The sequence below is a fragment of the Rheinheimera texasensis genome (assembly GCF_964031785.1).
GTDB lineage: Bacteria > Pseudomonadota > Gammaproteobacteria > Enterobacterales > Alteromonadaceae > Pararheinheimera > Pararheinheimera texasensis_A.
Map to the genome: position 1 here is coordinate 395,848 of NZ_CAXIRE010000019.1, position 23,238 is coordinate 419,085.

Annotated in this window: 18 protein-coding genes; 10 read left to right on the forward strand and 8 right to left on the reverse strand. The window is 51.8% G+C overall.

Annotated elements, in window-relative coordinates; translation table 11 throughout:
- Nucleotides 1–19 precede the first annotated feature (19 nt).
- From ABNT34_RS10240 to ABNT34_RS10250, 3 genes are read right to left on the reverse strand one after another with little or no spacing between them, the layout of a single operon-like run.
- Nucleotides 20–856: an alpha/beta hydrolase-fold protein gene (locus tag ABNT34_RS10240; RefSeq protein ID WP_348731267.1), complete on the reverse strand. Its 837-nt coding sequence runs from the start codon at nucleotides 854–856 to the stop codon at nucleotides 20–22.
- Nucleotides 819–971: a hypothetical protein gene (locus tag ABNT34_RS10245; RefSeq protein WP_157836230.1), complete on the reverse strand. Its 153-nt coding sequence runs from the start codon at nucleotides 969–971 to the stop codon at nucleotides 819–821. Before ABNT34_RS10245 ends, ABNT34_RS10240 begins: the two co-directional genes overlap by 38 nt.
- A 9-nt stretch (nucleotides 972–980) precedes the next feature.
- Nucleotides 981–1,241 (reverse strand): accessory factor UbiK family protein, encoded by a 261-nt coding sequence (locus ABNT34_RS10250; protein ID WP_348731270.1) that lies wholly within the window; start codon nucleotides 1,239–1,241, stop codon nucleotides 981–983.
- Between the two features lie 98 nt (nucleotides 1,242–1,339).
- Between ABNT34_RS10250 and ABNT34_RS10255 the strand changes: the two genes are divergently transcribed.
- The gene (locus ABNT34_RS10255) at nucleotides 1,340–1,519 is read left to right on the forward strand and encodes a hypothetical protein (protein WP_348731271.1); all 180 of its coding nucleotides are present in this window, start codon (nucleotides 1,340–1,342) and stop codon (nucleotides 1,517–1,519) included.
- On the forward strand, nucleotides 1,494–3,509 hold the full coding sequence (rep, locus tag ABNT34_RS10260) for a DNA helicase Rep (protein ID WP_348731273.1): 2,016 nt from the start codon (nucleotides 1,494–1,496) through the stop codon (nucleotides 3,507–3,509). The genes ABNT34_RS10255 and rep overlap by 26 nt, the downstream gene beginning before the upstream one ends.
- Here rep and ABNT34_RS10265 read toward each other — a convergent pair.
- Nucleotides 3,483–6,077, reverse strand: a complete 2,595-nt coding sequence (locus ABNT34_RS10265; protein ID WP_348731275.1) for a diguanylate cyclase — start codon at nucleotides 6,075–6,077, stop codon at nucleotides 3,483–3,485. The genes rep and ABNT34_RS10265 overlap by 27 nt on opposite strands.
- Nucleotides 6,078–6,367: 290 nt before the next feature.
- Nucleotides 6,368–6,766 carry a cytochrome c5 family protein gene (locus tag ABNT34_RS10270; protein ID WP_348731277.1) on the reverse strand — a complete coding sequence of 133 codons (399 nt, stop codon included), beginning with the start codon at nucleotides 6,764–6,766 and terminating at the stop codon, nucleotides 6,368–6,370.
- A 554-nt stretch (nucleotides 6,767–7,320) separates the two neighbouring features.
- On the opposite strand from ABNT34_RS10270, the gene polA reads away from it, so the two are divergent.
- A complete protein-coding gene (polA, locus tag ABNT34_RS10275) occupies nucleotides 7,321–10,116 on the forward strand; it encodes a DNA polymerase I (protein ID WP_348731279.1) in 2,796 nt (931 codons plus the stop codon).
- Between the two features lie 825 nt (nucleotides 10,117–10,941).
- Here polA and yihA read toward each other — a convergent pair.
- Nucleotides 10,942–11,574, reverse strand: coding sequence for a ribosome biogenesis GTP-binding protein YihA/YsxC (gene yihA, locus ABNT34_RS10280; RefSeq protein WP_348731281.1), 633 nt, complete (start codon nucleotides 11,572–11,574; stop codon nucleotides 10,942–10,944).
- A 172-nt stretch (nucleotides 11,575–11,746) separates the two neighbouring features.
- Between yihA and ABNT34_RS10285 the strand changes: the two genes are divergently transcribed.
- The 3 genes from ABNT34_RS10285 to ABNT34_RS10295 all read left to right on the forward strand — a co-directional run bounded on the left by ABNT34_RS10285 (nucleotide 11,747) and on the right by ABNT34_RS10295 (nucleotide 14,069).
- Complete coding sequence (locus ABNT34_RS10285; protein WP_348731283.1) at nucleotides 11,747–12,373, forward strand: c-type cytochrome; 627 nt, start codon at nucleotides 11,747–11,749, stop codon at nucleotides 12,371–12,373.
- A 651-nt stretch (nucleotides 12,374–13,024) separates the two neighbouring features.
- Nucleotides 13,025–13,594: a Der GTPase-activating protein YihI gene (gene yihI, locus ABNT34_RS10290; protein WP_348731285.1), complete on the forward strand. Its 570-nt coding sequence runs from the start codon at nucleotides 13,025–13,027 to the stop codon at nucleotides 13,592–13,594.
- A 4-nt stretch (nucleotides 13,595–13,598) separates the two neighbouring features.
- Nucleotides 13,599–14,069, forward strand: coding sequence for a DUF2489 domain-containing protein (locus ABNT34_RS10295; protein WP_348731287.1), 471 nt, complete (start codon nucleotides 13,599–13,601; stop codon nucleotides 14,067–14,069).
- 41 nt (nucleotides 14,070–14,110) lie between these two features.
- On the opposite strand, the gene ABNT34_RS10300 is transcribed toward ABNT34_RS10295, so the two are convergent.
- Nucleotides 14,111–15,391: an amidohydrolase family protein gene (locus tag ABNT34_RS10300; RefSeq protein ID WP_348731289.1), complete on the reverse strand. Its 1,281-nt coding sequence runs from the start codon at nucleotides 15,389–15,391 to the stop codon at nucleotides 14,111–14,113.
- Between the two features lie 119 nt (nucleotides 15,392–15,510).
- Here ABNT34_RS10300 and hemN point away from each other — a divergent pair, with 119 nt between their 5' ends.
- Entirely contained in the window at nucleotides 15,511–16,872 is a 1,362-nt protein-coding gene (hemN, locus tag ABNT34_RS10305; RefSeq protein WP_348731291.1) for an oxygen-independent coproporphyrinogen III oxidase, read from the forward strand.
- Nucleotides 16,873–16,894: 22 nt separating this feature from the next.
- Here hemN and ABNT34_RS10310 read toward each other — a convergent pair whose 3' ends face one another.
- Nucleotides 16,895–17,422: a DUF1285 domain-containing protein gene (locus tag ABNT34_RS10310; RefSeq protein ID WP_348731293.1), complete on the reverse strand. Its 528-nt coding sequence runs from the start codon at nucleotides 17,420–17,422 to the stop codon at nucleotides 16,895–16,897.
- Nucleotides 17,423–17,509: 87 nt separating this feature from the next.
- Between ABNT34_RS10310 and ABNT34_RS10315 the strand changes: the two genes are divergently transcribed.
- The 3 genes from ABNT34_RS10315 (at nucleotide 17,510) to ABNT34_RS10325 (ending at nucleotide 23,234) form a co-directional block, all read left to right on the forward strand.
- Entirely contained in the window at nucleotides 17,510–18,358 is an 849-nt protein-coding gene (locus ABNT34_RS10315; RefSeq protein WP_348731295.1) for a mechanosensitive ion channel domain-containing protein, read from the forward strand.
- A complete protein-coding gene (locus tag ABNT34_RS10320; protein ID WP_348731297.1) occupies nucleotides 18,355–19,095 on the forward strand; it encodes a DUF481 domain-containing protein in 741 nt (246 codons plus the stop codon). Before ABNT34_RS10315 ends, ABNT34_RS10320 begins: the two co-directional genes overlap by 4 nt.
- Nucleotides 19,096–19,268: 173 nt before the next feature.
- Nucleotides 19,269–23,234: a PAS domain S-box protein gene (locus tag ABNT34_RS10325; RefSeq protein WP_348731299.1), complete on the forward strand. Its 3,966-nt coding sequence runs from the start codon at nucleotides 19,269–19,271 to the stop codon at nucleotides 23,232–23,234.
- Nucleotides 23,235–23,238 lie beyond the last annotated feature (4 nt).

Sequence of the window (23,238 nt, forward strand, 5' to 3'; positions counted from 1 at the left end):
ATGCAATCGCTAAAAACGATTAATTGTTTGAGGTATTTGCCGGCGGGAAAAAATGCAGCAGCACATCGTCCAGCAGTGGCTGCCAGTTGTGCCAGTTATGGCCAAAACGTACTTCCTGATAAGCGACGTCATAGCCCTTTTTCTGCAATAGCTGATGAAATTTACGGCCGGCGCCAAGGTTGTCGTTCAGAGTGCCAAAAGACAGCGACATCTTCAGCGGCAACAACGGCTGCTGCTGATAAAGTTTGGTCAGAACGGCAAGATGGTCTTTATTGCCGGGCGATTGCATCGCGAGGTTACCAAACTGATTGGGCAATAACAGACCAAAACAGGCGGCATTAATGGCGCCAAAGGACAGACCAAGGATCACCCGATCGGTGCGTGCTGTCGATGGCTGATATTGCTGTTGTACGGCAGGTAGCAAAGTGTCGCGAAAAAACGCCGCGTACTGCCGATTACACATAAACTGCTGATGCCGCCGGTTGACGGATAAATCAGCCGGGTCGCGTGCATCCACCAAGACCAGCAACAAAGGCCGGATCTTGCCTTCAGCACGCAGCTGGTTGATGAGTGCCGGTAACTGGCCCTGGTCGGCATACCAGGTACCGTCAGTGGCATACAGCACCGGGGCGCCGGGCTGGTAGCCCGGACTTGGCAACACTTTATACTGCAAGTCATATTGCAGCTGCGGGCTATGAATGCGCTGCCAGTCTGCCGCCAGTGCATTGCATGATGCGGCCAGCACAGCCATCAGAGCACTGAAGTGCAGGCAAATATCCGGCAGACGACTGTGCCTTGGCTGATGGCGCAGGCCGGTGTCAGATTTTACAGGCACCACCGGCGCAATCATCTTCATCCGGTAAGGCTTCTGCGGCCGCTGCGGCGGCATCTGCTGCGGCCAGTTTCGCTGCATTGTTTTGGGCTGCAGCGTCAAAATCCAAATGATCTAAATCCAGGTCAAAATCGTCCACGACAGCTCCTTATTCAGTTTTTTCAGCGGCTTGCGCAGCCAGCAGTTGTTGGACCTGCAGTTCCAGCGCTTCGAGTTTTTCGCGGGTGCGCAGCAACACCTGGCGCTGCACGTCAAATTCTTCCCGCGAGACAAAATCCAGCGCGCTCAGTTTGGCCTGCAACACTGCTTTGACTTTGGCTTCAACATCATCGGCAACTTCACGGAATTTTGGTGGGATAGAAGCACCGATTTGGCGGGCGATATCTTCAATTTTTTTCGGATCTAACATGTCGGGGTCCTCAGTCGGAGGTCGAGATTCAACCTCAAGTGTAAGGACTGTATTTGGCGCTGGCGACTATTTTTTCAAGGTTGGGCCGCTGAATTAAAATGGCGGATCTTCTGGTGCTGTCTGCTTTGGGCTACACTAGCGCCCTATTGCGAGACAAGGTGGGCGACAAGGTGCGCGACCACCTGCGCGACCTCTGCCTGCTGCAAGCGGCGCCTGACCGGACCAGCCGGCTTTTAGTGACTGAAAACTCTGATGAAACTGAATACGCAACAAAATGACGCGGTGAAATATATTGCCGGACCTTGCCTGGTACTGGCTGGCGCTGGCTCAGGCAAAACCCGGGTGATCACCAATAAAATTGCTTATCTGATTGAAGAGTGCGAGATGCCGGCGCGGCATATCGCGGCGGTGACGTTTACCAACAAAGCTGCCCGCGAAATGAAAGAGCGGATTGGGCATACCCTCGACCGGACCAAATTACGTGGCCTGACGGTGTCGACCTTCCACACACTGGGCCTTGAGATCATCAAAAAAGAACACAAAGCCATTGGTTATAAAGCCAATTTCACTTTGTTTGACGATCAGGACAGCATGGCGCTGCTCAAAGAGCTGACCGAAAACGAACTGCTCGGCGACAAAGATTTACTCCGCGCGCTGCAAAGCAAAATCTCCAGCTGGAAGAATGACTTAATGCTGCCGCAGCAAGCACTGGCGCGCGCCACTGACGCTCAGTCCATCAGCTTTGCCAACATTTATGCGCAGTATGCCCAGCAACTGCGTGCCTACAATGCGCTGGATTTTGATGACCTCATCATGGTGCCGACGTTGTTGTTTGCCTCCAATGTCGAAGTACGCACGCGCTGGCAGCAGAAAATCCACTATTTACTCGTTGACGAATATCAGGACACCAACACCAGTCAGTACGAACTGGTGAAATGGCTGGTCGGCGAGCGCCAGCGTTTTACTGTGGTTGGTGACGACGACCAGTCGATTTATTCCTGGCGCGGCGCCAAACCGCAAAATCTGGTGTTACTTGGCAAAGATTTCCCCAATTTGCGGGTGATTAAACTGGAACAGAATTACCGCTCCTGCGAACGTATTCTGAAGGCGGCCAATATTCTGATCGCTAACAACCCACATGAATATGACAAAGCGCTGTTCAGTGAGCTGGGTTATGGTGTACCGCTTAAAGTGCTGCCGACCCGCAACGAAGAAGACGAAGCAGAAAAAGTGGTGGCCGAAATCATCTCGCACCGCTTTTTAAACCGCAGCCAATACCGCGACTATGCCATTTTATATCGCGGCAACCACCAGGCGCGGGTGTTTGAAAAGGCGCTGATGACCAACCGTATTCCGTACAAAATTTCCGGTGGCACCTCGTTTTTTTCGCGCAGTGAAATCAAAGACATCATGGCTTACTTGCGCCTGCTGGTGAATCAGGATGACGACAACGCGCTGCTGCGCATCATCAATACCCCCAAACGCGAAATCGGCGCGGCGACGCTGGAGAAAATCGGTAGTCTGGCCAATCAGCTGCATATCAGCTTATTTGACGCCTGCTGCGCACCGGAATTGTCGGACGAACTATCAGCAAAAAGTCTCGCGGCAGTGCGGCATTTTGCCAACTGGATTGTCGCGCTGGCTGACAACGCGGTGCGGGCAGAACCGGCCGAAGCGGTGCGGGATCTGATCCGGCAGAGTCAATACGAAGCCTATTTGTTTGAAACCAGCGCCAGCACCAAAGCCGCTGAAATGGCACTAAAAAACGTCAACGAACTGTTCCGCTGGATCACGGAAATGCTCAAGGGCGACGAAGAGCATGAACCGATGACGCTCTCTGAAGTCGTGACCAAATTAACGCTGCGCGACATGATGGAGCGGCAGGAACAACAGGACGACGCCGATCAGGTGCAACTGCTGACCTTACACGCCTCCAAAGGCCTCGAATTTCCTTATGTCTTTATGGTCGGCATGGAAGAGGGCATTTTGCCGCATCAGACCAGCATTGACGAAGACAATGTCGAAGAAGAACGTCGGCTGGCGTATGTCGGTATTACCCGGGCGCAGCGTGAACTGATTTTTACTTATGCCCGCGAACGCCGGCAGTATGGCGAAGTGATCAAACCGGAGCCGAGCCGTTTTCTCGATGAATTACCACAAGATGATTTGGAATGGGCCAAAGCGGCGCCGGTGAAAACCGAAGAACAGCGCCAGCAAACCGGCCTCGCGCACTTAGACCGGTTACGCCAGTTGCTGAAGAAAGACTGATTCTTCGGCCGCCGGTTGTAACTGTTTCACCAGTTCACCTTGCAGATAACAACAACCGGCTTCAACTAATAAAACCCGCACGGCCTGCTCATCAATGCCATCCGCAATGATGCGGAATTTGTAGTTTTGCGCCAAAGTGATTAGCAAATCCAACAGCTGACGTTTTTGGTTCTGACGCAGTAAACTGCGACAGAAGCTGGCTTCTAAGCGAACAAAATCAAATGGATAGCTGGTCAGCAGGCCCAGCGGCATCATCTCGGCACCAAAATTTTCCAGCGTCAGCCGCACGCCGAGCCGTTTCAGGTTATGCAGATAGCTGAGTGCAGTATTGCTGAGTTTCATCAACTCGAATTCGGCAAAACCCAGGCTTAGGCGGTGCAGCAGCTGCGGTTTACTGCTGAGCAGTTTGTACAGGCGGTCAAAATGCTGTGGATGGGTCAGGTGCTGGACACAAAGCGGCAAGCAAATCACCGCCGGTTGTGACTGGCTACTGAGTAAATCCAGAATTTGTTGCAGCAGCTGTAATTCAATTTGCGGCAGCACACCTGCCTGCGCCGCCTGCTGACAGAAATCCTGTTGCAGGCCTAACTGTGGATGCTGCCATTGCATACGCGCGGCGTAACCAAGCGTATGATGTTTTTCGCTGCAGATAATCGGATCGTAGGCGACCGAGAACTGCTGTTCAGTCACCGCCTGATGCAGCGCCTGTTCCAGCGACAATTCTTGCAACAGTTGCTGACGCATAGATTCAGTAAAAATCACAAAGCGGTTGCGGCCCAGCGCTTTGGCCTGATACATCGCTGCGTCCGCATCCCGTAACATACCGTCAGCATTAGCGTAACTGGCATCATAATGGGCGATACCGACCGAGGCGCCGGAATATAGGCTTTGGCCCTGCAATTCCATTGGTTGACGCACCGCTTCGATGATCCGATCCGCCACATCTTCAGCATCGGCGTCCTGCTGTAACTGGGTCAGCAGCACCACAAATTCGTCACCACCAAGACGCGCCACTAAATCATGTTCACGTACCGTCAGCAGCAGACGTTGGCTGATCTCTATCAGAAAAGCGTCACCAGCATGGTGACCCATGGTGTCATTGATCAGTTTAAAGCGGTCTAAATCGATAAATAACAGCGCAAACTTCAGGTTGGCTTCGCGATTACGCAGCGCAAATTTTTGTTTCAGCTGCAGCATAAACATCTGCCGGTTAGCAAGACCGGTCAGTGCATCATGGTTGGCTTCATGAAACAGCTTTTCTTCGGCTTTTTTCCGTTCTTCAACCTGCAGACGCAAAAACAAATTGGTCTGACGTAATTCGCGGGTACGCTCAAAAATTTTCCGCTCTAAATCTTCCTGATGCAGTTTTTGCTGTTCGAAATTGAGTCGGCGCTGAATAGCGACGGCGATATGTTGCGAGACAAAACGCAGTATATTCAGTTCGTTATCACCGTAGATATAGTCCTGATGATATGACTGGACGGCGATAACTCCCAGCGCCTGTTGCTCGATTAACAACGGTGCGCCCAACCAGCTGGTGGAGTGCGGCAACGGACTGCCGGCGTTATCCTGTACCAGCCGGATCACTTCGCCTTGTGTCACTAACAAATCTGACAGTTCTTTGTTAATTAACCGGGCTTCGCCCACCCGTAACACATATTCGGTAAAGCCTTTGCGCAGTGGCCGTTCAGTTGCTGGCGGACAATATTGATCAACGTAAAACGGGAAACTCAGCGTTTTGCCGCTTTCATCGAGTAAAGCGATGTAGCAGTTTTCTGCTGGCATCAGGCTGCTGAGGATTTGATGCACCTGACGGTAAAACGCCGCCATATCAAGCTCGGTGGCCGTCAGCTCGGAGATTTTATACAGCGCAGCCTGTAGTTTTTCGGCATTGCTGCGTTCACGTATTTCGCGCTGCAGCGACTGATTAGTATTTTGCAGCTGACGGGTACGTTCGCGGACCGTTTGTTCCAGCAATTCACGGCTTTTCACCCGGTCAATCGCGGTCACGGTATGCACCGCGATTTCAGTGAGTAAATCGACATCGTGCTGCGTGTATAAACGACCTTCTTCGTAAAGCTGTACCGCCATCACGCCAATAACCAGCTGACCCCGGCGCAGTGGTACCCCTAACCAGTGATGACTTGGAGTGCCCTGCGCTTCAATGTCGCCGGCAGCAATCAATTGACGGAATTTTGCTGCGTCACACAATAACGGCTGGCCGGTACGACAGACATAACCAGTCATGCCCCGGGCAAAATCGGCCGGATCCAGATCTGAGTCATCCAGACAATCTTTTTCATCGGCATAATATTCAAGCTGGAAACGGCCTGTCGGTGGGTCAAGTAACACCACAAAGAAGTTGTCAGCGGCAAGGTGCTGGTTAACCAGCTGGTGGATTTGCGGATAAAACTGCGCCATGTCCGTCAACGTGCTGGCCAGCTCTGACAGCTTCAGCAACGCCTGCTGCACAGCGTAAGCGAGCTGATACTTTTTCAGTAATGATGTCAGGCGACGAATTTGGCCGGATTGCTGCCGGTTCGTGGCGTGTGCAGTTAATTCCTTCAACGGACGCTCTTATTTTCGTTATTGACCCGGTGGTCGGATCTTTATACAGAACCGGTCCTATTATGCACAAAGATTAAACAGAGGAAAGAGCGGCCGGGCATTTTACGGCTGGATTTTTAGACGTTTTAGTTATTGTTGACGACATGTTGGCAATAACATGGTTTTCAGTAAACCGATTGCAAGCAGCTCGAAGTGGATTGCGACGCAATCTGCGGTAAATAGATGACAACGGCGTGATAGCAACAATAAAAAAGGCCGCCCGCGGGCAGCCCATTTATCAACACCACAGCTTAGATGCCGTCAGTCATAAACTTAATGGCATTTAAGATATCATCATCAGAACAATCACCACAGGTACCGCGTGGTGGCATGGAACGGATCCCTTCAATTGCATGCTTGTGCAGCGTTTCCAAACCTTGTGCTAAACGCGGTTTCCAGGCTGCGGCATCACCTTTCTTCGGTGCATCCAGTGCGCCGGTCGCGTGACAAGCAAAACAAGCGCCCTGATAAACCTGCTCACCGGTACGAGGACCCGTTGGTTTTGCCGCCACAGGCTCAGAACCTGCCAGATAAACCTGCCCGACTGGGGCGATGCGCGCTTTTAACTCTTCCAGGCTTTTGTCTTCAGCCGGTGTTTGCGCCAGCACTGCAAAACTCAGCATGGCCACAGCAACAGTGATTTTTTTCATTGGTCGGGGTCCCCGGGGATTAAATGCCTTACAAAATTCAGGGCATTATAGCGTCGCGCCAGCAAATTGTGAAAGCCCTGCGATCGAACATCTGTCGCATCATCGTGATCTTAAACAAAAAAGCGGATCTTTCCGTGGATCGAGGTGGATCCCTAATCGAACACATCGAAATTTGCACTGCGGATCAAGCGAATTATTTTTGTTTTTTCTGCTTTGCATTCGCTGTGGTTGTGGTAGTCTGTTTTCCCGTTGTCTGGTTTGTGTCGCAAATTTCGATACACCGTATTCAACAGCCAATGGCGTGGAAAAACTGTTTTCCACACACAGGAAGTAAAGAATAATAACAAGGGCCTGGCGGTTTCCCCCTTCGTTTTTTCTTAATAAACATCACCTTAGCTTCAAACTGTCGTTTTTTATCGACGGTTCGCTTACGTGCGCAAAAAATTTCTTCACAGACATATTAACAAGATATCCACAGCTCGGACCAACCTGTATCTCTGGTTGTCTGCCTGCGCTTGTGGCATTCTTGCTAAAATTTCTCCGGAGCTCCTGCTATGCCGCAGATCCCTGCTGATCCCCTGATCCTGGTTGATGGTTCTTCTTATTTATTTCGCGCTTATCATTCGCCACCACACCTGACTAACTCACGGGGTGAAGCCACAGGCGCTATTTATGGCGTGGTCAACATGCTGAAAAGCCTGTTGCGCCAATACAACCCGACTGAAATGGCCGTGGTGTTTGACGCCAAAGGCCCAACTTTCCGCAATGAAATGTATGCGGAATATAAAGCGCACCGGCCGCCGATGCCGGATGATTTGCGTAGTCAGATTGAGCCGTTGCATCAAATTATTCAGGCGATGGGTCTGCCGCTGTTATGTGTATCAGGTGTAGAAGCGGACGATGTCATCGGCACGCTGGCCGCGTCGGCCAGCGCAGAAGGCCGCCATGTATTAATTTCAACCGGCGATAAAGACATGGCACAGCTGGTCAATGCCCATGTCACCTTGATCAACACCATGACGGATACCATCCTGGACCCGGAAGGGGTGAAGGAAAAATTTGGCGTCGGACCCGAACTCATTATCGATTTTCTCGCCCTGATGGGCGACAAAGCCGACAATATCCCGGGCTTACCCGGCGTTGGCGAAAAAACCGCGCAGGCGTTGTTGCAGGGTATTGGCAGTATTGCCGAACTGTACCAGCGACTGGACGATATTGCTGCACTGAATTTCCGCGGCAGTAAAACCATTGCCGACAAACTGCGGGAGCATCGTGACCAGCTCGAACTGTCCTATCAGCTGGCTACCATCAAAATTGATGTCGATTTGCCGCAGGCCTTTCACCAGTTACAAATCCAACCGGCGACGCTGCCTAAATTGGCCGAACTCTTTGCTTTGTGTGAATTTAAACGCTGGCACAGCGAAGTCCTGACACAACAAAAACATAGCGCTGTGGACACAACCGCAGAGCCACCATCAGCACAGCCTGAGGCCAATCCAGCACCGGACGATGCGGCGGTACCAGCTTCAGCGCTTGACCGCAGTCAATATCAAACGGTATTGACTGAGGCTGATTTCCAACAACTGCTGAGCATACTGCAACAAGCCACACTGGTTGCCTTTGATACCGAAACCACCAGCCTGGATTATATGCAGGCTGAACTGGTCGGCATGTCATTTGCTATCGCGCCGGGTCAAGCCTGGTATTTGCCGGTCGGCCATGATTATCTGGGCGCGCCCGAGCAACTGCCGCTCCAGCAAGTGTTGAGCGCATTAAAGCCCTGGCTGGAAGATAGCCAGTCAGCCAAAGTCGGGCAAAACCTCAAATACGATAAAAGTGTACTGGCCCGGTATGACATCGAGTTAAACGGCATTGCCTTTGATACGATGCTGGAATCCTACACCCTGAATAGTGTGGCCGGACGGCATGATATGGACAGTTTGTCCGAGCGCCATCTGCAGCATCAGCCGATCGCCTTTGAAGACATCGCCGGTAAAGGCAGTAAACAACTGACGTTTAATCAGATTGAGCTGGAAAAAGCCGCCGAATATGCGGCAGAAGATGCCGATGTGACTTTGCAACTGCATCTGGCGATGTGGCCGCAGCTACAACAGGCAACGGGGCCGGCACAAGTGTTCCGTGATATTGAAATGCCGCTGCTAAGCGTGTTATCGCGTTTGGAGCGCAACGGCGTATTGATCGATGCGGCACTGCTCGGTAAACAAAGCGAATATCTGGCCGGGCGCATCAGCGAGCTGGAGACGCAGGCACATCAGGTTGCCGGTAAAGTGTTTAATCTGTCATCACCTAAACAGCTGCAGGAAATTTTGTTCGATGAACAAAAACTGCCAGTGCTGAAAAAAACGCCGACCGGCGTGCCATCGACCGCTGAAGATGTGTTGGTAGAGCTGGCGCAACAATATGAATTGCCCCGAGTGATCATTGAGCACCGTAGCCTGACCAAGCTCAAATCGACTTACACCGATAAGTTACCGCAAAGCATCAACCCGCACACCGGCCGGGTACATACCTCTTATCACCAGGCGGTTGCAGCGACCGGGCGTTTAAGTTCGACCGAGCCGAATTTACAGAATATTCCCATTCGCACCGAAGAAGGGCGGCGCATTCGGCAGGCGTTTATTGCACCGGCCGGCAAAAAAATCCTCGCGCTGGATTACTCGCAAATTGAACTCAGGATCATGGCTCATTTGTCGCAGGACAAAGCGCTGTTGGATGCGTTCGCGCAAGGCCGCGATATCCACCGTGCGACTGCGGCAGAAGTGTTTGGCGTGCCGCTGGCGGAAGTCAGCAGCGAACAACGCCGACGTGCCAAAGCGGTCAACTTTGGTCTGATTTACGGCATGTCAGCCTTTGGTCTGGCGCAACAGCTCGATATCAGCCGCGGTGAAGCGCAACATTATGTTGATACCTATTTTGCCCGTTTCCCCGGCGTGCTCGCCTACATGGAGCGGACACGGCAGCAGGCGCATGAACTGGGCTATGTAGAGACGTTGTTTGGCCGCAGGCTCTATTTGCCGGAGATCCAGAGTAAAAACATGGGGCGGCGCAAGGGCGCTGAGCGCGCCGCCATTAACGCGCCGATGCAGGGCACCGCAGCAGATATTATCAAACGCGCCATGCTCAGCGTCGACACTTACCTGCAACAACAGGATCCGGCCGGGATCCTGATGATTATGCAGGTGCACGATGAATTGGTATTTGAAGTCAGCGAAACCGAATTGGCCCGACATCAAGCCGCGCTGGTGCAGCTGATGCAAGATGCTGTGCAACTGGACGTGCCACTGCTGGTTGAAGCAGGCTCCGGTGATAACTGGGATCAGGCGCATTAGTGCACCATAACGTTTAAAAAAGCGGCAACAGCGATAAGCAGAATGGCCGCAGGTAGTGGAATTTATGAAATATTTCAGAGAGCTGCTGAACTTTCCACGGGATGATGACTCAGAGTAACTGTGAACATGTCCCGTTCCTGGTACGACACCCATTTAACCCTGGCAATTTGCCGGGGTTTTTTTTACCTTTTTTCATTGTGTCACAATCGCAAAGACTACCACCTGCACTGCCAGTTCTGCCGCGTTCAGCCAGATTTTCACCATAAACTGTTGCGCCACTCAGGCATTTTTACGGTAAAAGGTTGTTTTATTACGAAATTAATCATCAAGGCGAAAAAAAGAACAAAAATTGTAGTTTTATTACGGAAACAGCTTGCTTTTTAATCCGCGATGCGTAGAATCGAAAACGTAGGGTACAGAGGTAAGATGTTCTATCTTTCAGTAGTTTCAGACGTTAGTCGTTGATTCTACATAGAAAGTAGGCTTATTTAGCCGCCCCACTGCTTGCAGTGGGGCGTTTTTTTTTGTCTTTTTCTGAAAATTAATTAGATTTTTTAGAGCAAATACTTCAAACAATCAAAAATTGCTGTATAATGGCCCTGTCTTCTTCGTAAGACACCCTGTTGATTTGAAATTTATTGAATAGCTTCTCCCCGTTTGCTATGCCGGCAGTTCTCTGAACTGCCGGTTTTTTCTTTTTGGGGCACCGCTGACAGCAAAGAAGACAACACTGTGTATCAGTGAATGGATTTTGAACGGGGTGAAAAAGTGGACTCAGGATCTGGTCAACGCAACCAGACCCCGCCGCAACTCAGTTGTTTGCGTTTATTCGGCGTCAATTGCCGGATTAGTTTCGCCGCTAAACCAACGATCCAGCACTTGCTCCAGCTCAGCCAGCCCAATTTTGTTTAATGAGCTGAATGCTTCGACAGTCACATCCCCCATAAAGGCCAAAGATGCTTCGCGCACTTCCAGCACAGTCTTTTTACGCGGGCCCGGGCTTAGTTTATCCGCCTTGGTCAGCAAAATAAGCACAGACAAGCCGGATTGAACCGCCCAATGCACCAATTGCTGATCCAAATCTTTCAGTGGATGGCGGATATCCATCAGCACCACGATGCCTTTCAGGCTCTGCCGCTTCATCAGATATTCACTGAGCGACTTCTGCCACTTTTCTTTGACTTCCAGCGGCACTTTGGCAAAACCATAGCCTGGTAAATCGATCAGTCTTTTATTTTCCGCAAGGTGGAAGGTGTTGATCAGCTGGGTGCGGCCCGGCGTTTTACTAGTGCGGGCTAAACTATTTTGCCGGGTCAGCGTATTTAGTGCACTGGACTTGCCGGCATTAGAGCGTCCGGCGAACGCCACTTCAATGCCAGAATCATCCGGCAAAGCCCGGATATCGGGGGCGCTGGTCAGAAATCTCGTTTGCTGGTAGTTAAATATTGCTTTGTACACGTCATACTCCGGACTCAAATTTGGCTATAGTTTAGCGGAAATCAATAATCTGCATAAGTATTGGGATTTTCTATCAGCAGGTTTCGTGTAAAATAGGCATAAAAAATAGGGTTATTATCTTCTAAGCCTGTTGCAAGTTGGGCAGGGTCACGCAGAACAGAGACAATTAAACATGAGAAAAATTGCAATTCCATTCATGCTTTTATTAGGGCTGGCCGGTCAGGCAGCTGCGGTTGAGGGCAATGCTGAAGCAGGTAAAGCGAAATCTGCCACCTGTGCCGCCTGCCACGGACCAGATGGTAACAGCCCGACCGATATGTATCCAAAGATCGCTGGCCAACACGCCGGTTATATCTATAAACAGTTAAAAGACTTCAAACAAGGCGCCGCAACAGGCGGTAAAGAAGGCCGTAGCAATGCGGTGATGGCCGGGATGGTTGCAGCATTGTCTGATCAGGACATGAAAGATCTGGCAGTTTATTTCTCCAGCCAAACGATGAAATCTGGCACTACACCGGAAGATGTGGTGGAAGCCGGTCAGAAATTATTCCGCGCCGGTGATATGCAACGTGGCATTCCAGCCTGTATTGCCTGCCACGGTCCACGTGGTGTTGGTCACAGCCTGGCAGGTTTCCCGAAAATTTCGTTCCAGCACGCCGCTTATATCAAAACGCAGCTGGAAGCCTTCCGCGCCGGCACTCGCGCCAATGACCTGAACGGTATGATGCGCGACACCGCGCACAAACTGACCGATAAAGACATCGAAGTGCTGTCAAAATATCTGGGTGGCTTACACTAATCCCAGTCAGCATCAGGAAAAAACCGGAGTCCGCTCCGGTTTTTTTATTTTCTACCATCTGAATTTGTGAGATATGTCTCACAAACTGCGTGAGAAATAAACCCAAAACAAATCAGAAATAACCGACAGTTGGTCGTATTTAGCCGAACAAATAACTGAATTTATTTGACATTAATTTTTGGTTCATTTTTTTTCTGATTTTTTTTTAATCACAGTATTGCCATTCCGGCCAATCAGAGTAAATTAAACCCCGTTACTTTTAGTAACAACTCGACAAAACGGAAGTTTTGCATGGAAAGCAGCAGTGCTTTAGTACATTTGAAATGACATCATCACTGGTGTCGGCGTTTTTAACGCAAGCTCCACGGAAGACGAAAAAAGTATTAGGACGATCGCGAATAACAATTTCTGCACGGAAGCGACGCAACAATATACGGAAACTGCTCAGACAGGGTGTCTGCCACAGTTAGGATGACATAACAAAATTCAGTGCTGCTTGCACAAACTTTCAGACGGCGATAGCTTCAGGTTATCGCCGTTTTGTTTTTCTGCGCGCTCCATTGCGCACTTCAATCGACTGTTGCGGAGAAAGCCTTGGGCTTTCTGGCAAAATCTGGTTAAAATACGCGCCCTTTTCTACAGGTACAGACCATGACACGCATCAAAAAGTCCCGCACAACAGGCCCAATCGGCAGCCGCCACAAACCCGCAGCCGAAGCACGGCAAACGCGCGAGCGTCCGGTCGAGACCAAGAAAAAAGGTGCTGGTTTAAAATCCGGCAGCCGCAACGCACCACAGCAGGAAAAACCGCAGCATAGCGGTCAGGCCAATAAAGACCCGCGCCATGGCAGCAAAAAGCCTATCGCTCTGCATGGCAATGAGACTGAGCAGCAACTGCTGCAACAAATGGCCGATTTCAAACCTAAAGCACAGCTGGCTAAAGTCAAAATCGCCCCATTAGCGCCGGAGCAGGAACTCGCCGCGCTGGAGCAGGATGAAAAACTGCTGGCTCTGGTTGAACGCGTCGAAAACGGCGAAATTCTGACTGGCAAAGATGCAAAATATTTCAACAGCAAAACCGCCCGTCATGCGGAATTACTGACCTTGTTGGGCCTCGATGATGCCGAAGTGTCGGACGAGACCGAACAGCATGATGAAGAGTTAGATCCATTGGCACAATTCGAACGTACCGACTGGCGTAAAGACTTATTAGGCGAATAACTTCATGACGATTTGGTGGGGATTGCTGGCGCTGGGTCTGTTGATTGTCTGCGCTTTGGCTTTTTATCTGGGCCGCTTATTGTCGCAACTGCAAAAGCAAAAACTGCAGCAGCAACAGGCACAGGCCGAGCAGCAACGCAAACAGGCCGAACATCAGCAGTATCTGCTGGATAGTATTGTGTTAATTGGTCAGGCCACGCTGGAAGACCAGTGTGAGCTGTCAGAAGCCGGTCTGCGCATCTGGGTGTTGCTGGAAAACCTGCAACCTGAACTGGCACAAGCCTGCCGGTATCCCGGTTTGTTTGCGATGTATGACTGTGTAAAAGCCATGCCCACACACGAAGCCCGCAAAGCGCTGGACAAAAAAGAGCTGCGCCATTTAGATCATATCCGCCAGCAAACCGAAATTCAGCTGGCCGCTTCGATCAAACAAGATATCCGCCAGCTGTTGGAAATTCTAAAGCCAGTCCACTAAAACAAAAAGCCGCATCACTGCGGCTTTTTGGTTCTCATCTTTTACTGCTTATAAACCTTACCGGCCTTCATAACAAAACTGACTTTACCCATCACACTGATATCCTGCAGCGGGTTGCCAGGGACCGCAACGACATCGGCGATTTTGCCGGCTTTCAGACTGCCCAGACTTTGCTCCATCTGCAGCAGTTTCGCCGCTTCAATGGTCGCACTTAAAATCGCCTGATGCGCGGACATGCCGCCTTCAGTCATATAAACAAATTCACGCCAGTTGTCGCCATGCATACCAACGCCGGCATCAGTACCAAAGGCGATTTTCACCCCGGCTTTTTGCGCTTTGGTAAAAGTAGCCTGAATTAAAGGCCCGATAGTCGCAGCTTTTAACCGCACCATTTCCGGGAAATAACCCGGCTCTTTGGCTTTTTCCGCGACAAACTTACCAGCACTGATGGTCGGCACAAAATAAGTCCCATGCTGTTTCATCAGCTTGATGGTGTTGTCGTCCATAAAAGTGCCGTGCTCAATCGAGGTAACACCGGCTTTAATGGCGCGCTCCATACCTTCTTTACCGTGCGCATGCACGGCAATAGTAAAGCCATAGTCCTTAGCGGTACTGACGATAGCCGCCAGCTCTTCGTCGCTGAACTGCGCGTTCATGCCACTTTTGGCGACGCTGAGTACACCACCGGTGGCAGTGATTTTAATCAGGTCGGCACCTTCTTTATAACGCTGCCGCACGGCTTTACGCGCATCATCCGGGCCATTAATGACACCATCATCCGGCCCCGGGTCACCCATCCGCAGATAAGCCACGCCATTGGTCGGGTCGGCATGACCGCCGGTAGTCGCAATAGATTTACCCGCCGTGAAAATACGCGGACCTTTGGTGTAACCGGCGTTGATGGCTTTGCGCAGCGCCGTGCTGATCAGATGGCTGTCACCCAATTCCCGCACTGTAGTAAAACCAGCCAGCAGCGTTTTTTCGGCATAAGTGGCCCCGCGCAGGGCCACGTCGGCTTCATTCATCGTGAAACCTTCGCTATAGGCGCCCGGGCTGCTCTGGTAGGAAAAATGCGTATGCATATCCATCAGGCCCGGCAGTACTGTTTGCTTGGATAAGTCAATCAGGGTGTCCGTTGACGAAGGCTGACGAAAACCGGCTTCAATAGCTTTGATCTGGTCGTTTTCAATCACCAGCGTTTGTTTTTGCAGGATTTGTTCGCCTTCGGCGGTGATTACGGTACCGGCGTGGATCAAAGTGGCCGCCTGACCGGCCAGCGGTAACAAACCGGTCAGCAGCATCGCAGTGGTAATTTTGTTCATTGTTGTTCCCGGGTTATGAGGCTTAGCCTCTTATTGAAAGTCCAATCTGTTGTGTTGGATCAATATGCACTTCAACACAGTCTTTATACTGACGCCATTTCCGCTGTGGCAGATGCGATATGATGACGACATTTTGGGACGAAGCCCTGATTAAAAAATATAACGTCAAAGGCCCCCGTTATACCTCTTACCCGACCGCGTTGTTGCTGCGCAGCGGTTTTGCGCCAGAACGCGCTTTACATGCACTGCACGACACCGGGCCTGCGCTCAGCCTTTACTTACATGTGCCGTTTTGCCGTGAACTTTGTTATTACTGCGGTTGTAACAAAGTCATCAGCCGTGACCAGAGCAAAGCCGACCGTTACCTCGACGCACTCGCGACCGAAATGGCGTTGTACCAAGACGCCTGTGCAGCAAAACAAGTGCACCAGCTGCATTTTGGTGGCGGCACGCCAACTTATCTGGATGAACCCCAGCTGCGCCGGCTGATGCAGCTGCTGCAGCAGCATTTTCAGTTTCTGCCGGACGCTGAACTCAGTATCGAAATTGACCCGCGCAGTTGTGATATCGAAAAACTGCGGTTGTTACGCGAGCTGGGTTTTAGCCGCGTCAGTTTTGGTGTGCAGGATTTTGACCTGCAGGTGCAGCAGGCAATTAACCGTATTCAGCCTTACAGCATGGTGGAAACGCTGGTCAAAGCAGCGCGGGAGTTAAATTTTCGCTCAGTGAATCTGGATTTAGTCTACGGATTGCCGCATCAGGCCGTGGCGAGCTTCAGTCAGACATTGGCGCAGGTCATCAGCCTCGATCCAGACCGGATTTCGTTGTTCAGCTACGCGCATCTGCCGGAACGTTTCGCCGCCCAGCGCAAAATCCCCGATGCGGCTTTACCGGGTGCCAGCGAAAAACTCGCGCTGCTGGCGCTGGCGCTGGAAACACTGCAACAGGCCGGTTTTGTTGCCATTGGCATGGACCATTTTGCCAAAGCCACAGACCCACTTTGCCAGGCACAGCAAGCCCAACGGCTGACCCGCAATTTTCAGGGTTACAGTGTCGATGCCTGTGATACGTTACTGGGCCTTGGTGTTTCAGCCATCAGTCAGGTGGGTAATTTGATCTGGCAACAACATAAAGAGCTGAAGCACTATTATCAGACGCTGGAACAACAGCAGGTGCTCGCCATTGATAAAGGCCTGACCTTAAGCCGCGACGACCAAATCCGCGCTGACTTAATCGCCCGCATCATGTGCAATTTCGTGCTGGATACCAAAGCACTGGCGCAGCAATGGCAGATTGACTTCCACCAATATTTTGCGACATCACTGGCACAGCTGCAGCCATGCCTCGACGACGACCTGGTGCGTTGGCACGGCGATAAACTGGCAGTGACAGAGCGCGGCCGGCCTTGGGTGCGGATCATTGCAGCGGCTTTTGACGCCTATTTAGTGGCGCAACAGCAGAGTTATTCGAAAGTGATTTAACCGGCCTTGTCGCTAAAAAACGTCAGCCAAGCCGGCAGCAATAGTCGCCGCTATACAACATATAGTGACGCTCGCCGGCCACGATTTGCTCCTGCGCCTGTTCGGCCAGCTGGTAATACAAAGTCCGGCTGAATTTGGCGCGTAAACCGCGTTTTAACTGCAGATAAGGTAACAACTGGCCGCTGCCGGCTTCCGGCTGCAGCAACAACGGAAAATCCGGCCCGGCGATAAAACTCTGCTGCAGGTTGGTGGTCAGCTGCAAACGACCATCATCGAGCCATACCGCTTCCACCAACACAAAAGGCGCATCGTCGACCTCAATCTGTACCTGCTCGGCCGGCGTCGTCAGCAAATATCGTCCATCAACGCAACTCAGCACAGCCGCAAACAACCGCACTAACTCGGGCCGCTGAATAGGGCTGCCGTGAAAATACCAGCTGCCGTCGCGGTCAATCCGGATGGGCACAGGGCCACAAAACGCCGGCTGCCATTGCTCCAGCGGATATTCAGTGAGGCCACCGAGCTGACGTTGTAACGAAAACAGATCCATGCTTTACCTAAATTGCACCGGCGAAATCGGGTTAATGATGTTAGCATATTGTACGAAGCCAATTTTTTACCCTGCCGGAGGTTTCCCATGCAACCTGAAGTACAGGTCATCGAACAAAGTCTCACTTTTTTACAGAAAAATCAGGATTTAATCGTCAGTTTTTGTCTGAAACTGGTGGTTGCCATCATCATTTTTTACATCGGCCGCTGGGTTGCGCTGGGTGTATCGAGGTTGATTGGCAAAGCCTTGTTATTGCGCCATGTCGACCGCGCTGTGGTGTCTTTCCTGTCAAGCATCGTCTATGCCGCCGTGCTGATTGCTTTTGCGCTCATCGCGCTATCGCACCTGGGCATCCAGACCGCGTCGTTCCTGGCTATTCTCGGCGCCGCCGGTTTAGCGGTGGCGTTGGCGTTACAGGGCTCATTATCCAATTTTGCCTCCGGCGTGTTGATTATCGTGTTCCGGCCGTTTAAATCAGGTGATTTGGTTGAGGTCGCCGGCATCAGCGGCGTGGTGGAGCGGATTGATATCTTCCAGACCATTTTTAAAACCGGTGATAATAAAAAAATCATCGTGCCAAATTCACAAATTACCGGCGGCGCCATCATCAATTATTCGGCAGAAAAACGCCGCCGTATCGATTTGACGATTGGCATCAGCTACGACTCAGATTTACGAAAAGCCAAACAAATTCTGCACGACATTCTGCAGGCCGACAGCCGCGTGCTGAAAGAGCCGGCACCGGTGATTGCCGTGGGCGCTCTGGCCGATTCGTCAGTGCAATTGGTACTGCGGCCCTGGGTCGAAGCCGCCGATTATTGGGCGGTGTACTGGGATACGCTGGAACAGGTTAAATTGCAGTTTGATGCCGCTGGTATCGAAATTCCGTTTCCACAAATGTCTTTACACATGAAACCTCACAAGGATGATGTATGAAATATCCAATGCTGCTGGTTGCACTCGCTGCCAGCTCTTTGTCTGCTCAGGCTGCGGACGACACCAAACTCGGCTGGGCAACTTCGGCGGAACTCGGTGCTATTACCACCTCAGGCAATACCAAAGGTACTTCTGTGACCGGCAAAATTGACGCCAAACAGGAGATGGTAAAGTGGAGCAATGAATATGTGCTCAGTGCATTTTTTAAAGAAGATGAAAAAACTGACGCCAACGGCAATCGCTACAGCGAAAAATCTGCCGAACGCTATTTTGCTTCCGGTAAAGCCGGTTATAAACTCGACACTGACCACGCCAAGCTGTTCATTTTTGGCTCACACACTGAAGATGACTTTGGTGCTTACACCCGCTACAGCCTGATCTCCGCCGGTTACGGCGACCGTTTGTATCAGGGCGATGGCATCAGCATTGACGCCGAAATCGGTCCAGGTTATTACACCGGCAAAACTGCCGGAGATGTCACGGAAAAAGGCGCTTTGGTCCGCACCGCCGGCAGCCTGGACTGGGTGATTTCCGACAGCGCGACGTTTCGCCAGTTACTGAGCCTCGAAGCCAGCTCAGACAATAAAAGAACTCAGTCAGAAACTTCGGTCAGTGCCCGTATTAACGGCAGCATGCAAATGAAAGCGGCTTTTACGGTGCAGCATGACTCTGAAGTACCGGTCGGTAAAAAGAACACCGACACCCAGACTTCACTGACGCTGGTTTATTCGTTTTGATCCAGGCGGGACAGCGCCGCCCGCCGGTGTTGTCCCGATTTGCCCTTCTATTCGCTTCGTCTATGCTTAATCGATACATGTAACACCCGGTTCAATCGCGCTGGATTGGACGCCGGACAAGGTACCAACCACTGCTCAGGCCGTGCGGGTGAATACAACAGGGAAGATGACAGATGCCGTTGACTGCACCGCACACTGAACCCTTTTTGCGCCGCGCCGAGCCCATGCTGCCGCCTCTGCTCGTCATATATGCCGTCATCACCTTGCTGTGGTGGCTGACACAACAACCTGAATCTACTGCCGCCTGGTTATCTGCCAGTCAGCATGCAACCTTACACCAGACGCTTACCTTGTTGCTCGGCAGCTGTGCCGTGCTGTTTCCTCTGCTGCTTTACACCATGCTGCGCGCCAAAAGCCGCTTCGCCCGGCTGATGCAGCAAAAACTGGCCAGTACCTTCGATGAAGCTGCTGTCGGTATTGCCCACGTCGCGCTGTCAGGGCATTTTATTCAAATTAATCAGTGCTTTGCACATATGTTGCAGTACGAACCCGCCGACTTGGCTGGCAGTACCTTTCAGGATTTGACGCATCCGGACGATCTGGCTGACGACTTACAAATGTGTAATGAACTGATCCGCGGCGAACGTGACAGCTTTGAGATGGAGAAACGCTACCGCCGCCGGGACGGTCAGTTTGTCTGGGCACATTTGTCGGTGTCTTACCATCGCAGCAGCGACAGCTCCCAGTGTTATTTTGTCTCGGTGATTGAAGATATTCATGCCCGCAAGCAGGCGCTGCTTGCGCTGCAGGCCAGTATGGCGCAAGTGCAACTGTTGTTGGATTCAACCGGTGACGCCATTATCGGCGTTAATCAGCAAGCCGAGATCACCTTCGTCAATCAGGCCGCACAGCAGCAACTGGGCTACGCCACTCCCAGTCAGTTGATCGGATTGCCGGTGCAGACGCTGGTCAGCAAACAAAAAGCAGCACTGGCGCTTTGGCGGGAGATCCACAAAGCGCTGGAACAGCCGCAACAAATCAGCGGCGAGGCCGATTTGTTTATCAATCTGCATGGCGAAACCCTGCCGACCGCATATCGGGCCATTCCGGTGCCAAAATCGCAGGACGGTACAGTGCTGGTGATTTGCTGGCAAAACATCCGTGAACGTAAGCATCAACAGATGAAACAGCAGGCGCAAAGTTACCTGATGCACCGGCTGCTCGACGATGCGGCGTTACCTGATCTGCTGACTGAACTGGTGAAGTTTATTGAGCAGCAACTGCCTCATCTGCGTGGATCCATTTTACTGGCCGATCTGCAAAATCAGGTGATGCGGGTTGCCGCCGGGCCCAGCCTGCCAGCCGATTACAATGAAAGAGTCGACAAATTACCCATCCGTTATGGCAATGGTTCCTGTGGTACCGCAGCAGCTACCGGGCAACCGGTTTATGTGTCGGATGTCCACAACGATATGCTGTGGCTGAATTTTCAGGAGCTGATTGCCCCTTATGACTGGCTGCAGGCCTGCTGGTCGACACCGTTTTTCGACACCGATCGCCAATTGCTCGGTACTTTTGCCATCTATCTGGCGGAAAAGCGTGACCCGACGCCGGAAGAGCGCGATCTCATCCAGTTTACCGCCAGTCTGGCAGCATTTTTAGTCGAACGCAGTGATGCAAAAGGCCGGCTGGAACTGTTTTCCAAGGCCATTGAACAAAGTCCGGTGGGTGTGCTGATCTGTGGCATTCAAGGCGATGTGCAGTATTTTAATCAGCGTTTTGTCCAGCTCAGCCAAATCCCGGCCAGCCAGCTCGACGAGCTGCCGCAGCTCAAAGATGTGTTACCTGTCGAGCAGCAGGAATGGCTGGATACTGTGTTCGTGCAATTAAAAAGTGGCCAGCATAAAGTCAGCCGGCAGGACCAAAGAATACTGACAACACAACCTGCAGTGCAGCAATGGCTGGAGAGTTCGGTGTATGGCATTGTCGATCGCAACAACCAAATCAGCCATGTTCTGCTTGAACTCGAAGATATCACGATGCAGAAACAGGCCGAGCAGCATTGGATGGAAAGCGAGCTGCGTTTTCGCACCTTACTGGATAACACGCCGGAAATTTCGGTGCAGGGCTACGAAGCCGACGGCACCACCTTTTACTGGAACAAAGCCAGTGAAGTGCTATACGGCTACAGCAAAGAAGAAGCCGTCGGCAAAAGCCTGCTGGATTTGATTATTCCGCCACCGATGCACACCGATGTGCAGGCTGCTGTGCAACAGATGGCCGACAGCGGCGTGCCGCTCCCGGCCGGCGAGCTGATATTGCAGCGCAAAGGCGGCGAACCCGTCCATGTGTTCTCCGGTCATGCCGTCGTGCAGTTGCCGGGGCGGCCGTCGCAAATTTTCTGTATGGACATCGACCTGTCGGTTCGCAAACAACAGGAAGCCAACCTGCGACTGGCAGACGCGGTGTTTAACAGCAGCCGCGAAGGCATTCTGATCACCGACACCGAAAAAGTCATTATTTCAGTCAATCCGGCGTTGGTGAGTCTGTTTGGCTACAGTGAAGCTGAATTGCTGGGTCAAACACCTTCGATACTGCGCTCCGGCCAACACAGCGATGAATTTTATCAGCAGATGTGGCAACAGCTGACCGAACAAAATTACTGGCAAGGCGAAGTCATCAATAAACACAAAAATGGCACTGTGCTGCCGGTACAACTGAGCATCAGTGCGGTATTTAACGAAGCCCGGCAAATCAGCCATTATGCCGCTGTGTTTACTGATTTATCCGAGATCCGCGCCACTGAAGCGGAAATGATGTTCCTCAGTGAACACGACGAGCTGACCCATCTGCCAAACCGGCAACTGTTTTTGCAAATTGCTGAACAGGCAATCAAAACCGCGCGGCGGGATCACCTGCACGCCGCAGTGCTGGTACTGGATCTGGACCACTTTAAAGATGTCAATGACTCCTATGGTCACCAATATGGCGATGAGTTATTGCTGCAGGTCGCCAGCCGGCTAAAACAAAAAGTGCGGGACACCGATGTGGTGGCACGGCTTGGCGGCGACGAATTTGCCATTCTGCTGACGGCGCTGCCGGAGACCGGCGACGCCGCTGTTGTCGCCAACAAGCTTTTGCACCATATGGGGCAACCCTGGAGCCTGAGCGATCATGTTGAAGTGTCGCTGGGTGCCAGCATTGGGATCGCGCTGTTCCCGGATCACGGCGATAACACCACGGCGCTGCTGCAAGGTGCTGACGCGGCTTTGTATAAAGCCAAGGCGGCCGGTCGCAATACTTTTACTTTTTACTCAGATGCTTACACTCAGGCAGCCCGCGATCGGCTGACCATTGAGGCCCAACTGCGTAAAGCGATTAAAGCCAATCACTTACGGGTGTATTACCAGCCGCAAATTGATATTTTCAGCGGTCGTATCATTGGCGCTGAAGCCTTAGTACGTTGGTTTGATCCTGAACAGGGCATGATCTCACCAATGCGTTTTATTCCGATCGCCGAAGCATGTGGTCTCATCAACGATATCGGTGAATTTGTACTGACTGAAACTTGCCGGCAGGGCCAACAGTGGCTGGAAGCCGGTCTGCCCCGCCTGACGCTGGCGGTCAATGTGTCACCGGCACAGTTTAAACGTTATGACATGCGTAAGCAGGTGACCCAGGTGCTGAACGACACCGGTTTTCCGCCGCATTGTCTGGAACTGGAACTAACCGAAAGTGCGCTGATGGAAAATCAGGAGGTTGTGGTACAGGTGCTGGATGATTTACGCCGGCTCGGCATCCGGTTGGCCATCGACGATTTTGGCACCGGCTATTCGTCTTTGGCTTACCTGAAACGTTTCCCGTTAGATGTGCTGAAAATCGACAAAAAATTTATCGATGACATCCCACACAGTCAGGATGATATGGCGATCGCCACCGCGATTATCGGCATCGCCCATACCCTGGGCTTTAAAGTGCTGGCCGAAGGCGTTGAAACGGCGCAACAGCTGGAATTCCTCAAGTTGCAGCGTTGCGACCGCTATCAGGGTTATTTGTGCAGCCCGCCGATCCCGGCCGACAAATTCCAGCAGTTACTGGAGCAGCAACAGCGGGCGCTGCAGCTGCAACTGGTGCCCTGAACTA